The organism is Allobosea sp. 2RAB26, assembly GCF_052115465.1.
Lineage (GTDB): Bacteria > Pseudomonadota > Alphaproteobacteria > Rhizobiales > Beijerinckiaceae > Allobosea.
This window is the reverse complement of the sequence record NZ_JBFRGS010000033.1, coordinates 18,668-38,237: the sequence shown is the minus strand read 5'-3', so window position 1 is coordinate 38,237 and position 19,570 is coordinate 18,668. Positions and strand designations below refer to the sequence as shown.

20 protein-coding genes are annotated in these 19,570 nt (G+C 63.6%); 11 read left to right on the top strand and 9 right to left on the bottom strand.

Annotation, left to right across the window (positions count from 1 at the left end; genetic code table 11):
- Window positions 1–374 precede the first annotated feature (374 nt).
- Together AB4118_RS32515 and AB4118_RS32510 are read right to left on the bottom strand one after the other, a co-directional pair.
- On the bottom strand, window positions 375–1,436 hold the full coding sequence (locus AB4118_RS32515; protein ID WP_441493628.1) for a methyltransferase: 1,062 nt from the start codon (window positions 1,434–1,436) through the stop codon (window positions 375–377).
- Window positions 1,437–1,779: 343 nt separating this feature from the next.
- The gene (locus tag AB4118_RS32510; RefSeq protein ID WP_441493627.1) at window positions 1,780–3,630 is read right to left on the bottom strand and encodes an ABC transporter ATP-binding protein; all 1,851 of its coding nucleotides are present in this window, start codon (window positions 3,628–3,630) and stop codon (window positions 1,780–1,782) included.
- A 562-nt stretch (window positions 3,631–4,192) separates the two neighbouring features.
- On the opposite strand from AB4118_RS32510, the gene AB4118_RS32505 reads away from it, so the two are divergent.
- The 7 genes from AB4118_RS32505 to AB4118_RS32475 all read left to right on the top strand — a co-directional run bounded on the left by AB4118_RS32505 (window position 4,193) and on the right by AB4118_RS32475 (window position 9,407).
- A complete protein-coding gene (locus AB4118_RS32505; RefSeq protein ID WP_441493626.1) occupies window positions 4,193–4,648 on the top strand; it encodes an ester cyclase in 456 nt (151 codons plus the stop codon).
- Between the two features lie 246 nt (window positions 4,649–4,894).
- Window positions 4,895–6,004, top strand: a complete 1,110-nt coding sequence (gene ada, locus AB4118_RS32500) for a bifunctional DNA-binding transcriptional regulator/O6-methylguanine-DNA methyltransferase Ada (RefSeq protein WP_441493632.1) — start codon at window positions 4,895–4,897, stop codon at window positions 6,002–6,004.
- Window positions 6,005–6,048: 44 nt separating this feature from the next.
- Entirely contained in the window at window positions 6,049–6,690 is a 642-nt protein-coding gene (locus tag AB4118_RS32495) for a DNA-3-methyladenine glycosylase family protein (protein WP_441493625.1), read from the top strand.
- Window positions 6,691–6,697: 7 nt separating this feature from the next.
- Window positions 6,698–7,348, top strand: a complete 651-nt coding sequence (gene alkB, locus AB4118_RS32490; protein ID WP_441493624.1) for a DNA oxidative demethylase AlkB — start codon at window positions 6,698–6,700, stop codon at window positions 7,346–7,348.
- A gap of 152 nt (window positions 7,349–7,500) precedes the next feature.
- On the top strand, window positions 7,501–7,752 hold the full coding sequence (locus AB4118_RS32485) for a hypothetical protein (protein ID WP_441493623.1): 252 nt from the start codon (window positions 7,501–7,503) through the stop codon (window positions 7,750–7,752).
- A 333-nt stretch (window positions 7,753–8,085) separates the two neighbouring features.
- Window positions 8,086–8,640, top strand: a complete 555-nt coding sequence (locus AB4118_RS32480) for a methylated-DNA--[protein]-cysteine S-methyltransferase (protein ID WP_441493622.1) — start codon at window positions 8,086–8,088, stop codon at window positions 8,638–8,640.
- Between the two features lie 317 nt (window positions 8,641–8,957).
- Window positions 8,958–9,407: a DUF6157 family protein gene (locus AB4118_RS32475; RefSeq protein ID WP_441493621.1), complete on the top strand. Its 450-nt coding sequence runs from the start codon at window positions 8,958–8,960 to the stop codon at window positions 9,405–9,407.
- 169 nt (window positions 9,408–9,576) lie between these two features.
- Here AB4118_RS32475 and AB4118_RS32470 read toward each other — a convergent pair whose 3' ends face one another.
- From AB4118_RS32470 to AB4118_RS32455, 4 genes are all read right to left on the bottom strand, one after another.
- Window positions 9,577–10,236: a methyltransferase family protein gene (locus AB4118_RS32470; protein ID WP_441493620.1), complete on the bottom strand. Its 660-nt coding sequence runs from the start codon at window positions 10,234–10,236 to the stop codon at window positions 9,577–9,579.
- Between the two features lie 103 nt (window positions 10,237–10,339).
- A complete protein-coding gene (trhA, locus tag AB4118_RS32465; protein ID WP_441493631.1) occupies window positions 10,340–11,002 on the bottom strand; it encodes a PAQR family membrane homeostasis protein TrhA in 663 nt (220 codons plus the stop codon).
- A gap of 223 nt (window positions 11,003–11,225) precedes the next feature.
- Entirely contained in the window at window positions 11,226–11,438 is a 213-nt protein-coding gene (locus AB4118_RS32460; protein WP_441493619.1) for a hypothetical protein, read from the bottom strand.
- A 536-nt stretch (window positions 11,439–11,974) separates the two neighbouring features.
- Window positions 11,975–13,219: a hypothetical protein gene (locus AB4118_RS32455; RefSeq protein ID WP_441493618.1), complete on the bottom strand. Its 1,245-nt coding sequence runs from the start codon at window positions 13,217–13,219 to the stop codon at window positions 11,975–11,977.
- Window positions 13,220–13,572: 353 nt separating this feature from the next.
- Between AB4118_RS32455 and AB4118_RS32450 the strand changes: the two genes are divergently transcribed.
- On the top strand, window positions 13,573–14,211 hold the full coding sequence (locus AB4118_RS32450; protein WP_441493617.1) for a hypothetical protein: 639 nt from the start codon (window positions 13,573–13,575) through the stop codon (window positions 14,209–14,211).
- A gap of 102 nt (window positions 14,212–14,313) precedes the next feature.
- Window positions 14,314–14,868 (top strand): GNAT family N-acetyltransferase, encoded by a 555-nt coding sequence (locus AB4118_RS32445; RefSeq protein WP_441493616.1) that lies wholly within the window; start codon window positions 14,314–14,316, stop codon window positions 14,866–14,868.
- A 344-nt stretch (window positions 14,869–15,212) separates the two neighbouring features.
- Here AB4118_RS32445 and AB4118_RS32440 read toward each other — a convergent pair whose 3' ends face one another.
- Window positions 15,213–16,214, bottom strand: coding sequence for a zinc-dependent alcohol dehydrogenase family protein (locus AB4118_RS32440; protein WP_441493615.1), 1,002 nt, complete (start codon window positions 16,212–16,214; stop codon window positions 15,213–15,215).
- Between the two features lie 87 nt (window positions 16,215–16,301).
- Here AB4118_RS32440 and AB4118_RS32435 point away from each other — a divergent pair, with 87 nt between their 5' ends.
- Both AB4118_RS32435 and AB4118_RS32430 read left to right on the top strand, forming a co-directional pair.
- Complete coding sequence (locus tag AB4118_RS32435) at window positions 16,302–16,679, top strand: winged helix-turn-helix transcriptional regulator (protein ID WP_441493614.1); 378 nt, start codon at window positions 16,302–16,304, stop codon at window positions 16,677–16,679.
- 149 nt (window positions 16,680–16,828) lie between these two features.
- Window positions 16,829–17,224 carry a GFA family protein gene (locus AB4118_RS32430; RefSeq protein ID WP_441493613.1) on the top strand — a complete coding sequence of 132 codons (396 nt, stop codon included), beginning with the start codon at window positions 16,829–16,831 and terminating at the stop codon, window positions 17,222–17,224.
- Window positions 17,225–17,400: 176 nt separating this feature from the next.
- On the opposite strand, the gene AB4118_RS32425 is transcribed toward AB4118_RS32430, so the two are convergent.
- Both AB4118_RS32425 and AB4118_RS32420 read right to left on the bottom strand, forming a co-directional pair.
- The gene (locus AB4118_RS32425; protein WP_441493630.1) at window positions 17,401–18,387 is read right to left on the bottom strand and encodes a 3'-5' exonuclease; all 987 of its coding nucleotides are present in this window, start codon (window positions 18,385–18,387) and stop codon (window positions 17,401–17,403) included.
- A gap of 372 nt (window positions 18,388–18,759) precedes the next feature.
- Window positions 18,760–19,518, bottom strand: coding sequence for a GntR family transcriptional regulator (locus AB4118_RS32420; RefSeq protein WP_441493612.1), 759 nt, complete (start codon window positions 19,516–19,518; stop codon window positions 18,760–18,762).
- Between the last annotated feature and the right edge of the window lie 52 nt (window positions 19,519–19,570).

Here is a 19,570-nt window from a genome sequence, read left to right as displayed (position 1 = left end):
GCGTTGGCTACGCGATTTCGGCACGTTGCCGATTGCGAAGTTGAACCGCCCGCATGCGGACGTCCGAGGGGGCGGGAATGGGCGACTTTTGACCGTCAGCGGCTCACCGCAAATGTCGGAGTTGGGTCGCGAACGGACGTCCCTTTCGCAGCATGCGAATGTCTGGTTCCGGGCCATGCGCCAATGTCTGCACCTGGCGCAATTCTGATGCAGCGCCAAGCGCTACGGACGGACGAGGCTTTCCGTGCCTCGCTGCCGCATCGGGGTGACAACGGCCGTAACCATCGGTCGGTACTCGAAGCGCACCGTCTTCCGGAACGGCCGGACCGAAGCCCTGACGATCAAAGGCGCTCACCAATCGAGCGCATCCCTGATTACGCCCCCGGCGTCGCTTCGACGATGCTCACGTCGGAGCTGGTGGGGATCACCCGCGTCAGGCGGAAGCCGGCCTTGGCGAGGAGCTGGCGGTATTCCTCCTCCGTTCGCTCCTGGCCGCCGGGCAGCACCAGCATCACCATGTCGAGCACCTTGCCGGGATGGGGCGTGTCGCCGGCGGGCAGCACCATCTCCACCAGCAGCAGCCGCCCGTCGGGCTGCATGGCCTTGCGGACATGGCGCAGGATGGTGAGGCACTGCTGCTCGCTCCAGTCGTGGATGACGTGGGACAGCACATAAGCGTCGCCGCCGGCGGGAACCGTCTCGAAGAAGTCGCCTGGCTCGATCGCCACGCGCGCCTGCACGCCCCGTTCCGCCAGCAGCGCCGGCGCGTCGGCCACCACATGGGGCCGGTCGAACAGGATGCCGCGCGGCCCCTCGTGCCGCGCCAGGATCGCCGCGATCAGGTTGCCGGTGGCGCCTCCGACGTCGACGACGGTGCCGAAGGCCGAAAAGTCATAGGCCTCCGCGACAGCGGGCGGCTCCCGGCCATGGAAGCCGACCATCGTCTCGCTGAAGAGCGAGGCCTCGTCCGGATGCTGGCCGAGATAGTCGAAGACCGGCACGCCCTGCGCCTTCTCGAACGCGGTCCTGCCGGTCTGCAAGGAATAGGCGATGTCGTCGAAGGCCCCCGCGAACCAGGGGCTGCCGGCGGTGAGGATGGTGGCCCGCGCCGAACCGGGCGCGCCCGTCTTCAGCGCCTCCCCCAGCGCCGTCAGGGCAAAGCGCTGGCCGGCCTGCTCGGCCAGCAGGCCCAGGCTGGCGAGGCAGCGCATGAAGCGATGGAGCGAGGGCGCATGGAGCCGCAGCGGGCCGGCCAGGTCTTCGGCACTGCGAAGACCGGTGGCCAGGTGATCGGCCAGGTCCAGCCTCGCAGCTGCGTAGACCAGACGCGAAACCCAGGCGGCCGTCGCCATCTGGATCAGCGTGACATGCGGGGGAGGCTCCTGCGCTGCCGGGGGAGGTGCAAGGGGCGAAGCGGCGTGGGGCGTGTCGTCCATGGTGCTCTCCCGAGAGGCCGAGGATGGACTGGTGGCGCAACCCTGAAGCATCGGCCCGAAAAGTGGATTGCGGTTTTCGGGGCAGAGTCGATGCAAGCACAAAAGATGAGATCATCGGATCGGATGCGATGTCCTATCGGATAACCCAGGATATCACGGCCGGCCAATGCCGGCACGACATTGATGAGATTGAACCATGCCTTCGGGGAGGCAGACGGGTTCGCGATCTGCTGCGGTTCCAGCGCGGTGGGAACGACGGGGGCGCAGCATCGGCGGCCTTGAGCTCGCAATCGGCCTCGCTGCCTCGATGACGAGCGCCGTCGAATGAGCGTGCTCGACGACCTTACGGCTTCCGAGACCCCTGCGGGCGTGGTGGCACGATAAAGCCTCCCGATTGATGCGCCCAGAGGTCGGCGTAGAGCCCGCCGCGATCGAGCAATTGCGCATGGGAGCCCTGCTCGGCAATGCGCCCGCCATCCATGACCACAAGTCGGTCCCTGAGTTGCAGCGTCGAGAGGCGATGCGCGATCGCGATGACGGTCTTCCCGCGCATCAGATCCGCGAGCGCATCCTGGATCGCGGCCTCGACCTGCGAGTCGAGGGATGACGTCGCCTCGTCGAGCAGAAGAATCGGGGCGTCCTTCAGGATCACCCGTGCGATGGCGATGCGCTGGCGCTGTCCGCCGGAGAGCTTGACGCCGCGCTCGCCGACGAAGGCCTCGTATCCATGGCGCCCCTTGCCGTCCACCAGCGTGTCGATGAAGCCGTCCGCCTGCGCCTTCCGGGCGGCGTCACGCATCATCCACTCATCGGCATCCTGGCGGGCGTAAAGGATGTTCTCGCCGATGGAGCGATGCAACAGCGACGAATCCTGAGCCACCAGCGCGATCCGTGCGCGCAGCGACTCCTCGGTGACGCAGGCGATATCCTGGCCGTCGATCAGAATTCGGCCCGATTGCGGCTCATAGAAGCGGAGCAGCAGATTGACGAGCGTGGACTTGCCCGCGCCCGAGCGCCCGACCAGACCGACCTTTTCGCCGGCGCCAACGGTCAGGGATAGCCCCTCCACCACGCGGTGCGGCTTCATGTAGTGAAAATGCAGATCCTCGAAACGGATCTCTCCATGGGGAGCCTCGAGCGGACGCGCGTCCGGTTTGTCGCGCTGGCTCAGCGGCTGCGCGATCGTCTTCATTCCTTCCTGCACGATGCCGATATTCTCGAAAATGCCCGCAATTTCGAACGCCACCCAACCCGACATGGCGATGATCTGGGTTGTCAGAAGAAGGGCGGTCGTCAACGTGCCCGCGTCGACCCGGCCCTCGGAGAAAAGCCAGACGCCGATCCCGCCGGTCGTCACCAGCAGGATCGCGTTGAGGCAGACCAGGCAGAAGACATAGACGGTATTGAGCCGTTGCTGGCGGGCGAAAGCAGCCTGGAAGCGCAGGAAGCCGTCGCGCACATAGGTGTCATCATCGGTCCGGCGCCCGAACAGCTTGACCGTCATGATGTTGGTGAACGTGTCGACGACCTTGCCGGCGATGGCGGAGCGCGTCTCCGAAGTCTCGCGCGACCGGACCTGCACCTTCGGCAACGTGTAGGCGAGGAGTGCACCGTAGAGCAGAAACCAGACCAACATCGGCGCGGCGAGGCGAATGTCCTGCGTGCCGAGAAGACCGATCGCGGTCGCGCCGAAAACCAGGATCTGCCAGACCGCGCGCACGAAGGAGACGATACTCTCTCGCAGCGGCCGGGCCGTCTGCATGACCCGGCTGGCCAACCGCCCGGCGAAGTCGTCATGAAAGAAGGAAAGCGGCTGGCGCACGACGTGCCAGTAATTCTGCCAGTGAACCAGCGTCGTGAAAGAGACGGCGATCGAGTGGTTCACGAGCAGGCGAAACAGGATCGTGCCCAGCGGCCGGACGACGAGCACGATCGCCGCCATGACCAGAAGAAGCTGGCCGGCAGCGTCGAAAACGCGCTCGCGTGGGACCGATGACAGGACCGAGACGAGGCGCCCGATCAGATAAGGCACCACGGCCTCAAGGACGGCGAGCACAAAGCCGACCACGAACAGCGCTGCGAACAGGCCCTTCGCCTGGCGGACGAAGTGCCAATAGAACGTTCGCAGTCCGCTGGGAGGCTCGCCCGGAGGCGATGCTGTCGAATCAACAAGTGAATCGAAGAAGCTGAACATCGTTCCTTATGATTGCTGCGGCGCCGCCCTTGCAACCTCGAATGGTCGCCGTCAAAGCGCTCGGATCTGCCAAACCAGTCTCGCTACAGCGGATGCGGTCTGGCGATGAAGCGGGATGTGGCTTGCGCGACTCTCACCGCGACATCGCCTTGATCCGGGAGGCAAAGACCCGCCTCCCCCTCGGCTTGGCCATGATCGATGCGTTGGTCCTTGTAGACGAACTGCGGATCGACCAACTCGCCGTACTGCACCCCGTACGAGATCCGATAAATCACCCCACTCGCGCAGGCGGGAATGTCCTCGTGAATTGGAAATCAGGCCCTCCGGCGACCCGACCCGGCATTCCGCCCTCCGCGTGAACTTTGCCTGCCCGGCGCCCTCGGGGGCGTGACCTCATCGCGCAATGGCCGCGGCCGGCGAGGCTTCGAACGCGGCTCATTCCATTGTTTGGATTCGACGTCATGAAACGGAGTTTTGCCCGGACTCAGGCCCCGTATCCCTTTGTTCAGGTCGACGAACGACATCGCTGGCCGAAAGAACGCTGATGGAAGGATGTTTTTCAATGAGCAAAGCAGATGACAACAAGGCCGTCGTCGGCCGTTGGTTCACCGAATTCTGGGGCAAGGACGTCAATCTTGCTGTGATCGATGAGATCGCGGCGCCCGATATGCTCCTGAAGTATTCGCTGCACGAACCGCGCCGCGGCCGCGCCGACATCAAGGCCTTCATGACCGACTTCCGGGCGGCGTTTCCGGACCTCAACTTCTGGGGCACCGCCGACCTGATCGCCGAGGGCGACTATGTCGTCGGCCAGTGGGAAGGCGGCGGCACGCATACGGGGGCGGCTTTCGCCGACTTCCTGGTCGGCTATGAGGCCCTTCCTGCCGCCACCGGCCGCAAGATGCATTTCACCGGCACGACGGTCCTGAAGGTGGTGGACGGCAAGATCGTCGAGGAGATCGGCCTGGACGACGGGCTCACCGCCATGACGCAGCTCGGCCTCATCACGGCTGCCTGATCCCGATCATGCCGAGCCTGCGAGCGGCGCGGCCTGTCATCGGCAACACCCACCGGGAGGCCTGCACGTGATTGTGCGGGCCTCTTTGTCCTGGGCGCGGATCGCTCTTTCTTGGCGCTCTCGGATTGGCGCGGCGCATCCATTGCAGAAATCGGGTGGGAGACATCCGATTTGAAAGCAAGGATCGGAGTGTCGCGAAGGTCGATCGGGAGCACGGTCGGGCCAGGATGTTCCGAGATGACAACAATGACCATCTTCGCAAAGCTCACGCCCAGGCACAGCGCCAGGCAAAGCGCATTTCCCCTCTCGGTCGCGGACGACCCGCGCTGGGCGCGCATCGTCGCTCGCGACAAGGCCGCTGACGGGCAGCTCTGGTACAGCGTCTCGACGACAGGGGTGTATTGCCGCCCGTCCTGCCCATCGCGGACGGCCAATCCGAACAACGTCACGCTTCACGAGACGCTGGAGCGCGCGCGGGCGACGGGTTTTCGCCCCTGCAAGCGCTGCAACCCCGACGGAGTTTCGTCAGAGGCCGAGAACGCAACCCTGGTCGCCAAGGCGTGTCGGATCATCGAGGACAGCGAGGAGGAACCGTCGCTGGAGGCTCTTTCCCTGGCGGTTGGGCGCAGTCCCAGTTATTTCCACCGCATCTTCAAGGCGACGACCGGCCTCACGCCGAAGGATTATGCGGCGGCTGATCGCTCCAGGAAGGTCCGCGAGGGCCTCTGCGCCGGCCATAGCGTGACCGAGGCAATCTATGACGCGGGCTTCAATTCAAGCGGCCGCTTCTACGAGAAGTCGACCGGGATGCTCGGTATGACCCCGTCACGATTTCGCGCCGGCGGAGCCAATGAGGAGATCAGGTTCGCCATCGGGCAGACATCGCTTGGGGCGCTTCTGGTCGCGTCGAGCAAGAAGGGCGTCGCCTCGATCCTGCTCGGCGACGATCCCGATGAACTCCTCCGCGATCTCCAGGACAGGTTTCCCAAGGCCCGCCTGATCGGTGCGGATCGCGAATACGAGGCGTTGATCTCTCGCGTCGTCGGGTTCGTCGAGAATCCCGGCCTCGGTCTCGATCTTCCGCTCGATGTCCGCGGGACCGCATTCCAGCGTCGCGTCTGGCGGGCCCTGCAGGAGATTCCGGTCGGAGCGAGGGTGTCCTATTCAGAGATCGCTCGCCGCATCGGATCACCGAATTCGGTGCGCGCCGTGGCTGGCGCATGCGCAGCGAACACCCTGGCTGTCGCGATCCCCTGCCATCGTGTTGTTCGGAATGACGGAGCGCTCTCGGGCTATGCCTGGGGTGTCGAGCGCAAGCGAACCCTTCTCGATCGCGAAGCTGCCCGGACGGCGTAAACCTGCGGCCGCCCCGCCGAATGCCCTGACAAGATTGGTCTTCGATGAATCTCTTTGCGCGCTACGATGACTCGGTCGCCTTCCTGACGAAGCTCGACGAGGACTGGGCCAGGCTGATTGCCCGGGTTGGCCCATGCCGGCACGATCCCAAGGCCGCCCGCGAGCCCTATGAAGCGCTGGTGCGCGCCATCGCCTATCAGCAGCTGACGGCCAAAGCCGGGGACGCGATCATCGGCCGCCTCAAGGCGCTTTTCGATGGCCAGGCCTTTCCGTCTCCAGAAGATCTCATTGCGGCGGAATTCGATGCATTGCGAGCCTGCGGCTTCTCCGCCAGCAAGATCGCAACCATCAAGGCCATTGCGGAAGGCGCGACGACGGGCGTGATCCCGACGCGCGCTATCGCCGTGACGATGAACGACGAGGATCTCATCGCCCGCATGGTTGCCATCAAAGGCATCGGCCGTTGGACGGTCGAGATGCTGCTGATGTACTCGCTGGAGCGGATGGACGTCCTTCCGGCCGACGATTTCGGCGTTCGCGAAGGCTACCGCGCCCTGAAATCGCTTGATGAGCAGCCCAAGCCCAAGGCGTTGCGCGAGATCTCGAAGGCCTGGGCGCCCCATCGCACGGTGGCCTCCTGGTATCTCTGGCGAATGCCGCGCGAGCGCGGAAACACGTTGAAATAGGCCCGTCATGCTCGATTTGTTTGAAACGCTCGATACGCCGGAACCATTGACCGAAATCATGGCCGACGGCGCGGTGCTGCTGCGTGGCGCAGCGCTTCCCTTCGAGGCGGACTTGCTCAGCGCCCTGGTTGATATCACCCAACAGGCGCCCTTCCGGCACATGGTCACGCCCGGGGGCTTTGTCATGTCCGTGGCCATGACCAATTGCGGGGCGGCCGGATGGGTCACCGATCGGACCGGCTATCGCTATGATCGCGACGACCCCAGGACTGGGCGCCCGTGGCCGCCCATGCCGGATTGCTTCCTCGAGCTCGCGATCACGACCGCCGCATGCGCCGGCTATCCTGATTTTCGACCTGATGCCTGCCTGATCAATCGCTACGAGCCAGGCGCCCGGCTTTCACTCCATCAGGACAGGAACGAGCGGGATTTCGCCAATCCGATCGTCTCGGTCTCGCTCGGCTTGCCAGCGACCTTCCAGTTCGGCGGCCTGAAGCGGAACGATCCGGTGAAGAGATATGCGCTTCGGCACGGCGATGTCGCCGTGTGGGGCGGACCATCGCGCCTGTTCTATCACGGCGTTCCCGAGCTGAAGGATGGCGTTCACGGAACCGTCGGGCGCATGCGTATCAATCTGACGTTCCGCGGCGCGTTGTAGCGCGATCCTGGATTTCCGTGTTGCCGGCCATGATCGGCATGATGCCGGGATAGCCTTGTGAGCCACTGGATGATCATCCGACGGGTCGATCTGTAGCCGTCAGATTGCTGCAGCCCGGCGCGCTCGGCGACCGATACGAGGACGTTTTCGCGATGTTTTCGAGCGGCGGTTTCAACGCCAAGGCGAGCCGGCGCAGACTCCCTGGGACGGAGGACGCGATTGGCGCGCTCGTCGCGCTTGCGAAGGACAACCCGGACAAGGCGCTTGTCATGAGCCATATCGGCCAACTCGTGGCCGGCGGTTTCGCAGTCTGGGAGCTGCTCGAAACCGGGGAGATCGAGGTCCGCTTCCCCTCCGGGGAAACCTATCTTCTGGCCGAGACCACGATCCTCAGACTTGCCTGACCCGGTGCGTCGGCGGACGCCCGGTGCGAGACCCTGCCAGCATCCGGTGGCCAGGCGCATCACGCCGCTCAGCCTCTTCCTCCATCATGCAAGTGAAGCTGCCGTTGCGGCGATCGCACACTTGAAGGCACCAGCGCGCCAAACGAGCAGCGGAGTCATCCGCGGCGTCATGCCACCGCTTCCTGAAGATCATCGCCCGGGCGGAAGCGCTCATGCGATTACCTCCGGAAGACATCACCAGTTCATTTGTCGATTTGAAAGCAAGGATCGGATTTCGGGAGGTCGCGGCCAAAAGTAATTTTGATCATGAGGACTGAGCAAGGAGCTACGGTTATGAACCTCACGATCATCAAAGACAGGTCACCGGCTTTGTCCGAAGCCGAATCCGTCGACATTCTTCTTCATGCCACGGCCGACACCGAACTCGGCAAGGTGCTGATCGCTCGCAGCGCGAAAGGGGTCTGCGCCATCCTGATCGGCGACACCGCCGACGAACTGGCCGCGGATCTTGCCGACCGTTTCCCGCGGGCCATGCTCATCGCCAGCGAAGCCGCGGTCCAGGACGATCTGACCAAGGTTCGTCGCTATATCGAAAACCCCGCCGAAGGGCTGCACCTCGCCCTCGATATGCGTGGGACGCCGTTCCAGCGTCGCGTCTGGGAGAAGCTGAGGGCGATCTCGGTCGGTCGTACGGTGAGCTATCGCGAATTGTCGCAGGTGATCAGCCCGTACGCCCATCCGCGGGCTGTCGCTAAGGCCTGCGCCGCCAATCCGATCGCGCTGGCCATTCCCTGTCACCGCGTCGTGCGGAGCAACGGCGATCTGGCAGGCTATCGTTGGGGTCTCGAGCGCAAGCGCGTTCTCATCCAAAGGGAAGCCATGGCATGAATGCTGGGGTTGTCGCGCTGTCCTTTGCCTCCGCGGGCTATTCCGCGCAGGCACGGGTCGCCGCCTATGCCCCCACCGATTGCGGCCCACCAGACTATTCGTTCAGAAAATCACTAAACGCTATGCGTGCCTGAGATGAATGATCGTAAGGGTTGGGTCGAGTGAGCCGCCTCTCTGGCGCATCCTCCTGAGAGGCGGCGTGGTGGCAGGCTACCCGTTAGCAGACGTTCCGAAGGTCGAGGGCGGATGGCCGAAAGGGGACTGAACGGCGACAGGCGGACCAAAGCAGCCGCGACAGCGCTATGCCGATCTGCCCCATGACGGGAATGCGTGACCGTGAAACAGTCTGCGCAGACGTTTCGCTTGCCCAGAGAGTTTCGATGAGCCATTCCACTAACTACCGCACCACGCTGATCACCGTGGCGGCGGATTGCGCGGCCCTGCTGAGCGCGCCTCCGGCAAAGCCAGGCACAGTCGCTGGAATGCAATACGAGATGCTGGCAGCGCGCCCCTATCAGCTGACTTCAGACGAACTTCTGCGGGCGGTCGAGCAAGCGCGCAAAGGAGCGGATGCTGCGGCGCGGCTATTCGACAAGCCGCAAGCCTGTTTGCGCGCCTCGCCACTGGTGAAGCAATACGGTTTCGGTCTGCATCATGATGCCGAGGCGCGCGTGGCGCTCGTGCCGGTGGAAAGCGATGAATACGCACGCCTGTTGGCCGATCCTGAGGTTAAAAAGCGGCCGGGAATGCGGTCATCTCGCAAGTAGCGGACCGTTCCCGCTGTTCCCGATCATCGCAATCCAAATACCGGACAATGTGCATGGCTATGCCGCTCATCACCATCGGGTTCAGCTTCCCTGCCTGCGCCCGGGGCTGGGAAGAGGACGTGGCTCATCGCGGTTCCGATAGTGCTGAGCTGCCGGGTGAGGAGCACGCTCACCAAATGCCCGGAACGAGCCGCCATCGGACCCGCGCGGCGTAGTCCGAATAGCCTGCAAGCTCGGCCTGGAGAATGCGATCCTCCGCAATGGCGCGATAGAGCAGGAATGGCAGGCTGACGATCACAATGAGCGCAGCCGCGAGCCATGATCCGAGTGCGGGTCCGCTTGCCACCATGATCAGAATCCCGGCGCTGTATCCGGGATGGCGGACGAAGGCGTAGGGTCCCGCGGTGACGACGTGGTGACCACGGTCGGTCTGGATGCGAATGACCGAGGAGAAGAACCGGTTCACGCGCATGGCCCAGAGCGCCAGGGCGTAGCCGGCGGCGACCGTGAACAGGCACATGCCTTGCAGCCAGCCGGGCACGTTGTCGCTCCAATGGAAACGACCACGGTCGAGCCCGGCAACGATCCAATGCAGGAACAGGATGAGCGAGAAGGCCCTCAACGCGGGCGGCGGCTTGTTGCCGCCCGGCCGCATGCGTTCGCGCAGCAGGTCCGGATCGAGCGCTGCGAAGGAAATGATCATTACGACGGCGAGGATCGCCAGATACGTCCAAAAACCGGGGATGGCGAGCGTGCCGGCGCTTGCGAACAACGCGGTCGCCGCAGCCACCACGAACAAGCCGGCCTGTAGGCAAGCCGAGAGAGGCATCGGCTACTCCATCATTTCAGAGGAGCGGCAATGAAGGTCCGCCACCAGCCTGGCGCCCAGCGGCTCCCTCACCTTCCCTCGCCTGGCGGCCATCGCCGGATCATCAGGCCGATGGAGCCCAACCGTAGGTCGCAAGCACAGCCCCGTAGAAACAGCCGGACGCCACGAGGACGAAGACGTGCCAAATGGCGTTCTGAAACGGGAGGCTCCGCCAGACGTGGAACAGGACGCCCACCGTGTAGAGAACGCCGCCCGCCAGCATGAGCCACAAGGTGACCGCCGGAAACTGCGCAACGCGCTCCCACACGATCACGCCGCTCCAGCCGAGGCAGAGATAGAGAACGATCGAAACGCGGTCGAACCGGCCCGGCAGAGCAAGCTTGAGCAGGACGCCGGCGAGCGACGCGATCCATACGGCAACCAATAGGGATTGCGCCACAACGGCTTGGCCGAGCTTCATCAGAAAGGGGGTGTAGGTACCGGCAATCAAGACGTAGATGGCTGAATGATCAAAGCGTCGCAGCAGCCATTTCATGGGCGACGCCGGCCACATGTTGTAGAGGGCGGAAACGCTGAGAACGGCAAGCAACGCGACGCTGTAGATCCCGACAGGAACCAGATCGGACAGCGAAGCCGTCGCGAGCACTCTCGCGATCAGAATGGCGACCGCACCCATGCCCAAGGCAATGCCAAGCACATGGACGGCGCCGTCAGCCCAAAGCTCGGCGCGGGTGTAATCGAAGCGCCCATGCGTTGGTTGGCGCATGTCAGATTCCTTCAAGCCTTGTCAACAGATCGGGAGAAATCGGCCTGCTCGCCCACGCCATCGAAGCGGGACATCTCCTATCGCCGGGACAAGCGCCTGACATTCAAGCGCACTTTCGATCGATACGCACGCAGGATTCCGATGGCAGACGCCCCTGCTGCGAGACTCGAAGTGCCGGCCGCGTGTCCAAGGCGCGAGCCGCCTGGGAAGGCCTGCGGCTCGCTCAGCCCGTCCCGGCGTCAACGTCCTTGCGCGGCTTGGTCGAGGGGAGCGCGCCGGCCCCTGGCGTTGCGTCATGGTTTGTCGAGCCCTGCGTCACATGGGGGCCTGCCGCCGGCATGGTCTTGTCGGGCTTCCCGACGGGCTTCTTGTCCGTGCCTTCAATCCTTGCACGGGCGCGGTCGAATTCGCTGTCTGGCTTCTTGGCGGGGGTCATCGAACAGTCCTCTTTGATCGCAGACGGATTTCGGCCGGCACAGACGCGGTGAATCGCGGGCCACCGCTCCCGGGGAAGCGGAGGTAAACGCCGTGCATGCGGCGTTATTCCCTGTGCGATCGTTCGATGTGTTGTCGCGCCGGCAGATCGATCGACGCGGCCCTGTCTGGGCCTCGTTCGAGGCGATGCCAGGCCGGGTTCATCGGGTGTTCCGAGCCGCATCTGGTCTTAACCCGGCAGCGGCCCCGGATGTTCCGGGATGCTGCAATCGCAACGCAGCAAGCTGACGCAAGCATGGGAAGCACGGGAAAGCTCGCTGCGCATCGAGCCGGCCCAAGCCCCCTCCTCCCGCCGGACTTTAGGCTCCAGGTTGCGAAGCTCGTGACGTTTGGCGAGCAGCCGCTTCGTCTCTCGGCGCTGCGCGAACGGACATGACAGCCCGGAGATGGAGACGCAGGCGCGCTGCGATGCGCCTATCCTTCTGTATTCTGGACGGTGCCCGCCTCAGGACGAGGCGGGCCTTGCGCAGCCGCTCGCTATTTGACGCGCTCGACAGTCCAGCCCGCCTGGCTGATCTCGGCTTGCGCCATCGGCGTGAGCGTGCCGTTGGTCGCCAGCACCGGAGCCTTTCCATCGCCAGGGTTCACAGACGAGACCTTGCCGAACAGGCCCGCGACAGTCTCGGTCCAGGCGATCTCGTCGAGCGGGAACAGGGCCAGCAGACGGCCGTCCCTCAAGCGGTTCAGCGGGAAGCCGCCAACCCCGACGAACGGGCCGATGCCGAGAGCCTTGGCGTTGGACGCGAGCAGCAGGGCGCGGCTGCGCTGGAAATAGGCCTCTTCACGCGTCGTTGCCTCGGCCGCCTTCGCCACGAAGAGTGCGGTTCCGCCGACCTTGAGCGAGGCCAGGGCCTTTGTGATCAGCAGCAGGTCGGTCGGCGTATAGGATCGGTTCTGGACGAAGCGCTCCGCCAGTGCGCGAGAGACCTTCATGCGCGTCAGCATGCCGATCACCTGTTCCACGATCTGGGTCGAGGTGCGTTCGGCCAGAGTTGCCCGAACGCTATCGACGGTCGTCGTGGAACTGATGGCGACACCGGCGCCCCCCGGGATCGCCAGCATCATGCCCCTGACGGAAAGCCCGCCCATCGCGCTGGCTGCGGCAATGTCGTTCAGCTTGGCGGCCAGCGGCGGGAAATCGGTATAAGGATCGACGCCCAACTGGACGGCCAGCGCCCGTCGCGCTGCATCGACGCCCAGAATACTGCCGGCAATGCTGTCGCGGTTGGCGCTGGTGTTGGCGATGCCGGTTCCAATCCGGCTGAACATGTTGGCGACACCTGAAGCGGATTTCTTCAGCGTCTCCGCTGGCGAGGTGATGAGGTCGGCGCCGAAGCGCAGGGGAGCAGCGGCTTGCCGCTCGAGCGACTTCACGAAAACATCCGATGCGGACATTTCGTTCAGCTTGCGAAGGGCCGACAATTCGCGGATCCGCTCACGCATCAATCCTTCGCCGGCTATGTCAAAAGTGCCGAATGCGGTCTTGAGCACAAAGAGCCGCAGCAGGCCGTCGCTGTGCACCTCGGGGTCGACGCGATAATTCGGACCGGAGGCCTGCGCGCCAAGCACTGAAGCAGCGCTGACCGTTGGCGGGGTTTCGAAGGCAGCGGCGAGGCCTGATCCGAAGACGGTCAGAACAAGCCCGAGGAGAGCGCCAAACGGCCTGGCGCCGCGCCGCAAAGCGCGCCCCTGGGCCAATCCGAAACCAATAGCCAGACGCATGAAAAGGCCCCCCGGAGCGATTGCTCGACGGCGACATTACGCACGTCCTGCCCATGCCCGTCGAGACCGTGGGCACCAACGCCACAGGTGTCGAGGATGGGCCTCGAAGCGGTGGTCCGCGGGCTGAAGGCCCAGCTTGCCGGGAGATTGCAGTCGCCGGGCCAGACCTGGCGCAAGTTCTGGCCAATGCTGGCGACGGCGAAGACGAATAGCGGCGGGGCAGCGGACATACCAAGGAGACGTTTGATCCGTCTGCTCGGCCTCTTTACGACGCCGCATCAAGGAAAGGCAGATTTACCTCAGCGCGCAATCCGCTACGATCACAAGCTAGGAAAGTCGCCGGGATACTGGTCTTGCTCTTGCGCTCTGCCGTCGTTTTTCTGCTCTTGTTCCCGCAACCAATCCGGGCGGACGATGAAGCCGAGCAACGGTTGGGAAGGGCAATAGATCGGGCGAAGCAAGAAGCGGCAACTCTGATCAAGAATGTCCTCCGCGACCATGTCCTGGATCAGCAGCCCTGTATCTTTGCGAAACAATGGTCCAGTCGCGCTGTCTATGTGACCTTGGCCCAACAGTATCTTGGCTTGAGCTTTTATGCAGACGTCAGCGCGCCTCACACCGGCACCGCGCCTTCTGACATTATCGACCCCGCCGGGCTGACACGGGGCCATTTCTGCTCCGAAGCCGAAGCCAATGAAATGTGGAGCCAACGACTGGCTAACCTTAGAAGAAGAGCGCCTCCAGCCGACACTGAACAGAGCTATCAGCAGCCTGCGATCAGCATAAGGCGCGTTGATATCTCAATGCCTGTCTTCGATGCCGGCTACAGCACTGCCATTGTCGTCGTTTCGTCGATGGAGCGATCTGCCAGAGTGCAAATTGATAAAGTCAAGCAGTCAATCCCAACGGGATTCGGACAATCATTCGTCTATCGCAAGGATAGCGGAGAGTGGACCCTGATCCACTCCACGCTAGATTATACCATTAACTGAGTCGGCTTTACCTGTTTCGATCAGTGGGGAGCGGACCTCGCAATTGACGTAGGCCGCCCAACTTGGCCTTTTCTGGCTGATCGTTTCGTGAGGCTCGCTCCTATGGCCAAGCGCCCCATACCTCATCCTACGCTCTCAACCGCTCGCCTGCGCTTGCGCCAGTTTCGCGCCGATGATGCGGACGAGATGCACACGTGCTTCGCCGATCCCGAGACAATGCGCTTCTGGAACCAGCCCGTTTACACAAAGCGGGTCGAAACCGAGCGCTCGGTGCGCAATTTCATCGATTGCACGCCATCCTACTATCGATTTTGGGCGGTGGCCGACGGAGCAAATGATCGATGTCTGGGGCTGGTCAATTACCACGATGGTCACATTCGGAGCAGGCGCGCCAGCATTGGCTATATGATCAACCCCACTCGGCATCGGCAGGGTCTGGCCGCAGAGGCAGTTACGGCCATGCTCGACTTCTGTTTTGCCGAACTTGGCCTGCACCGCATTCAAGCCTTTATCCATCCGGACAACAGCGCCTCGATCGGGCTGGTTGAAAAACTGGGCTTCAGCCGCGAAGGGGTGCTGCGAGATAATCTGCGTGTGGGTGATGTTTGGCGGAACGATCTGCTCTACGCCCTCCTTTCTACCGAGTGGCGCAATTGATGACGTGCGTAAGCGATGACGTGCGTATGGTGATGCCGAAGATCGGTTGATTGTTCCGGCCTGCTCCATGCCCGAAGCGAGGTCCGCAATGGGGCGCCAGCCGCCGCTGTCCACCCCGTCTGCGCGTGCCCGGTTCCGGGCACGGCGCCAACATCCGCTCCTGCCGCGAGGCCTCGAGGCGGTGGTCAGCGGGCTGAAGGCCCGGCTTGCCGGGAGATTGCAGTCGCCGGGCCAGACCTGGCGCAAAATCTGGCCAATGCTGGCGACGGCGAAGACGAATAGCGGCGGGGTTGGCGTATCCGCCTCTGCTGTTTCAGAAGCGGATCGTAGCTCTGCCTGAAAGTTCAGGCTGAAATGGTGATGGCGACCTTTCCGCGATGCTGCCCGCTGCGCAGCCGGTCGAACGCGTCCTGCGCCGCCTCGAAGGCAAAAATCTCGTCGATGAGCGGCTTGACCCCAGTCGCCATCGCGGCTTTCAGATCGGCGACAGAGCCAACGTAAACTCCGCGGAGATCGATAGCCTTCATCAGGATTGCGCCGGTGTTGATCTCGCCCGCGACGCCGGTGAGAACGCCAACGAGCGCAATTTCGCCCCCGGGCCGAGCTGCCAACAGCGCCTGGTTCAAGGTCCCGGAGCCGCCAACCTCGACCACGAAGTCGACGCCCTCTCCGCCCGCCATGCCTGCGGCAACCTCCCCCCAATTCGCTGTGGTGCGGTAGTTGATCGTTGCTTCCGCGCCCAGCTTGCGGGCCCAGGCCAACTTCTCGTCGGAACTGGAGGTGACGATCACACGTGCCCCAGCGGCTCGGGCGAACTGCAGCGCGAAGGTCGACACGCCGCCGGTGCCTTGGATCAGAACGCTATCACCGGGGCGCAAGCCGCGGCCGCCGAACAGGCAGTTCCAGGCCGTAACGCCCGCGCAAGGGTATGCTGCAGCCTCTTCGAAGCTCCAGGCATCAGGGAATGGGACCGCAGCGGCAGCAGGCAGGACGATCTGCTCGGCGAGCACGCCATCAACGAATCCGCCGCCGAGCGCGGTCGCCTGCTTGCGGGCCGCGAACGAGCCGTCCAGCCAGCCAGGCATGAAGCCGAGCACGACGCGCTCGCCAATCCGATCACGAGACACGCCATCTCCAACCTGGGTCACGATGCCGGCGCCGTCGGAAAGCGGGACGAGATCGTGCTTCTGGTCCCCAGGATAGCGTCCTTCCCTGACGATCAGATCCCGATAGTTGAGCGTGGCCGCCTTGAGGTCGACGAGCACCTCTCCTGGGCCGGCCGTCGGTGCGACGTCCTCGTGCAGCGTCAGCGGGGCGTTCGTTCCGTTCATTCGATAAGCGCGCAATGCCGTCTCCTTGGGCTGTGTTGGCGCGCTAGACCTAGGCAGGTAAGGACATATTCGTAAGTACGATCAAAAGGCACATGTACTATCATGAATGATACTGTCAGACAGGCCCGCCGCAAGGCGACCCGGACGGGCTGCGCAGTCGAGGCGACCCTCAGCGTCATGGGTGGAATCTGGAAGCCCGTGCTGGTGTTCCACCTTCTCCAGGGACGATTGCGCTTCAATGCGCTGTGCCGCCTGACGCCGAACGCGACTCCCCGGATGGTGACGATCCAACTCCGCGAGCTCGAGGCCGATGGCGTCGTATGCCGCACCGTCTACCCGGAGGTGCCGCCGCGCGTTGAATACGAATTGAGCGAGTTTGGCCGCACGCTGGAACCCGTTCTGATCAGCTTGCGAAACTGGGGCGAAGCCTTGCAGGCCAGGGACCAAATCGAAGCGGCACGGAGCTGCCCTCCGCGGTGAGGGCGCATTCGGTCGAGGCGGCATCGAGCCATCGTTGAGCGGGCGCTGACATCGCGAATGTCGGAGTTGGCCCATAGCGGACGCTCTTGCGAACGTCGCAACCCCGATGCCATGCTTCCCGACTAGACGCCTGCGGGAGTGAATCGAGGATGCACAGCGGCTCATGCCTTTGTGGTGCGGTCACCTTAACAGTGGCTGGCGGCCTGCTAAATCCTAACTTCTGCCATTGTCGAATGTGCCGCAAGCACTCGGGCCACCACTTCGCGTCCACTGATGTGCCTAGGACTGCCTTGACGATTGTCGGCGAGGAGAAGCTGACGTGGTTTCAATCGTCGGAGAACGTCCGACGCGGCTTCTGCTCGACATGCGGATCGTCTCTCTTCTGGGATCGGTCGGATCGGGGTTGGATCGCCGTGGCAATGGGGGCTTTCGACGGACCGACAGAGACTACTGCAAATCTGCATATCTACGTCGCCGACAAGGGGGACTACTACGAGATCGCAGACGGCCTGCCGCAATACGACACCGTTCCACCGCGCGACTGAGGTGTTGAGAGCGAACGTCCGGACCCGGCCGACGCTGCCCAACCCGTCTGCGAATGCCCGCTTCCAGGCAAGGCGCCGACATCCGCCTGGCGCGAGGCCGTCTGGAGGCGGCCCAGCGCCCTTGCGGCCCGAAATCGCTGGCAAGCCGATAACGGCGATCGGCTCGAACTCGCCGATCACGCACGAAATCGATCATGCGCCGTCAGCCGCAGGGTCAGCGGCTCGGCGTCTTCCCAGCCATAGATGTCGGTGCGGAGATAACGGAGTTCCTCGTCATGGAAGTCTTCGTCGATTTCGATCCACCAGGCTCTTGGCCGTCCGTCACTCCCATCAGACCATCGGTAGCCGCGCCCCTTGAGCTGATCCTTCATGTCGAAGGGTGCATTTTCCGCGTAGATGCGGATTCTGCTGCGCGCGCTCGATCGCAACAGCTCGGAGAACGGTCGCGTTCCACTGGCTCCCACCGGTCTCGCCAGGACCTCCAGGAGGGCATTGCAGTCATCGGTTGCGCGGTGGCCCTCGTGGAACAGCCCGGACTGACCGACGAGATATCCCAGCTTGTTGCCTTCAAAGCCTAAATCGGCCCAGCTAATTTCCCTGACGGAGCAGGCCCAGGCTTTTGAGGCGAAGACTGGCGACAGCCGCTCGCAGAACGGGCGATCGAACCCGGCATTATGGGCGATGACGAGATCGGCAGGTTCGATGAAGGCATCCAGCGTCGCGATATCGATGGCATGACCGGCGACCATCTCGTCGGTGATGCCGGTCAGCCGCGTAATCTCCGCGGGGATAGGCACCGATGGCTGGCGTAGGCCGCTATAGATGCCGACAACATCCCCGATCGCGCCCTCATCGTCATAGGTGAAACCAACGGCGCCGATTTCGATGATCTCGTCCCGCGCATGCTGCAAGCCCGTCGTCTCCGTATCCACCAGCACCGCGAGGTTCGGGAAGGCGCTCTGCGCGCGCGGGACGATGGGGCGAGGCACGAGCTTTCGCAGCACCTTGAATCGGCCGGTCTGCTCCAGCCTTCGGGCGGCCTCTTCATCATCGCCGCCGGGCGACAGCGGCACGGTCTCGAGCCTGCGCTTTCTCGGTGCCGGTCGTGGCGTCTGCCGGTATCCCGGCGCGTCATCGAACAGATCAAATTGGGAGGATGCCATCTTCATGCCGCGACTCTAGCCGTCTTCTTCGCCGCCGACTGCCCACCAGTCGTTCAACAGGATATAAAACCTGGTGACAGCGAGCCATCGGGCCTCGCAAGACCCGGTCCAATGTCCACCGCATTCGCTGATCGAACTGCGGCGCCACTCCGTGCGTATCTGGTCGCAGGCAAATCGATCTCTGGCACCAACATGGCGCCCGGCTGCTTCCTATCTCCTCTCGCCATGACGAGAGTGAGGCGAAGGCGTCGATCGCACGCCCGCTGCATTGCCCCAACCTGAGAAGCAAAGGGACGCTCAGCGTACATCGAGCCTGCACAAGCCCCCTGCTCTGCCCAGAACTTCAGGCTGCCCGCGCCCCTGAACGGACGGCTATCTCACGCGCCGCGGCCGTCCCGGCCGCTTCGTCCCCTCGCCTGGCAAGGCGCTCGCGATCGGCTTCACATGGGCCAGGTGGCGCGGCGAGTCGTTGCGGTAGTCCAGAATTTCGTCGAAACGGCTCATCAGGATTTCGGATGGCCGCAGGATCTGCTTGATCCGGATCTCGCGCGCGGCCTCGCCATCGCGCCGGCGCAGCGCTTCGACAAAGGCGAGCGAGGTTTCCACGGTGGGCGGAAACCCCTCGAACAGCGAGTAGAGACGGACGATCGGCCCGATCTGGCGCCAGAGGCTCTGGATGATCGGCAATGTCGCCGGCCGCTGCGCAGCCTCGTAGAGCGTGAAGAAGATCTGCTTGTTCAGCACGAGGAAACGCTCGCTGCGGAAGACCCCGAGCTCGTTCATCTCGTCAATCGCGCGTGCCACGTCCCGAACGTTCTTATCCGTCAGATGCGCAACCGCGGCGGCCGTCACATCCCCTTCGAGCAGCGTGCGGACATGGGTGATCTCCGCGAATTCCGACTTCGTCGGGCGCCAGACGCGGACCCCCTTCTGCGGCTCGACAAGAAGAGCGCGTTCGGCGGCCAGGCGGCGCACGGCATCGCGCACCGGCATGATGCTGGTCCCGAACTGGGTTGCGAGATCGTTGATATTCAGCGTTTCGCCCGGCCAGAAGGCCCCCGTCATCAGCGCATCGCTCAGCTGGTCATAGACCAGATCCTGAAAGCTTGTCGCCGCCACCGGCTTGAACATGACCATCCCTTTCCGCGGGCCGATGCTGCCCGAGCGATGCACGCATATCACG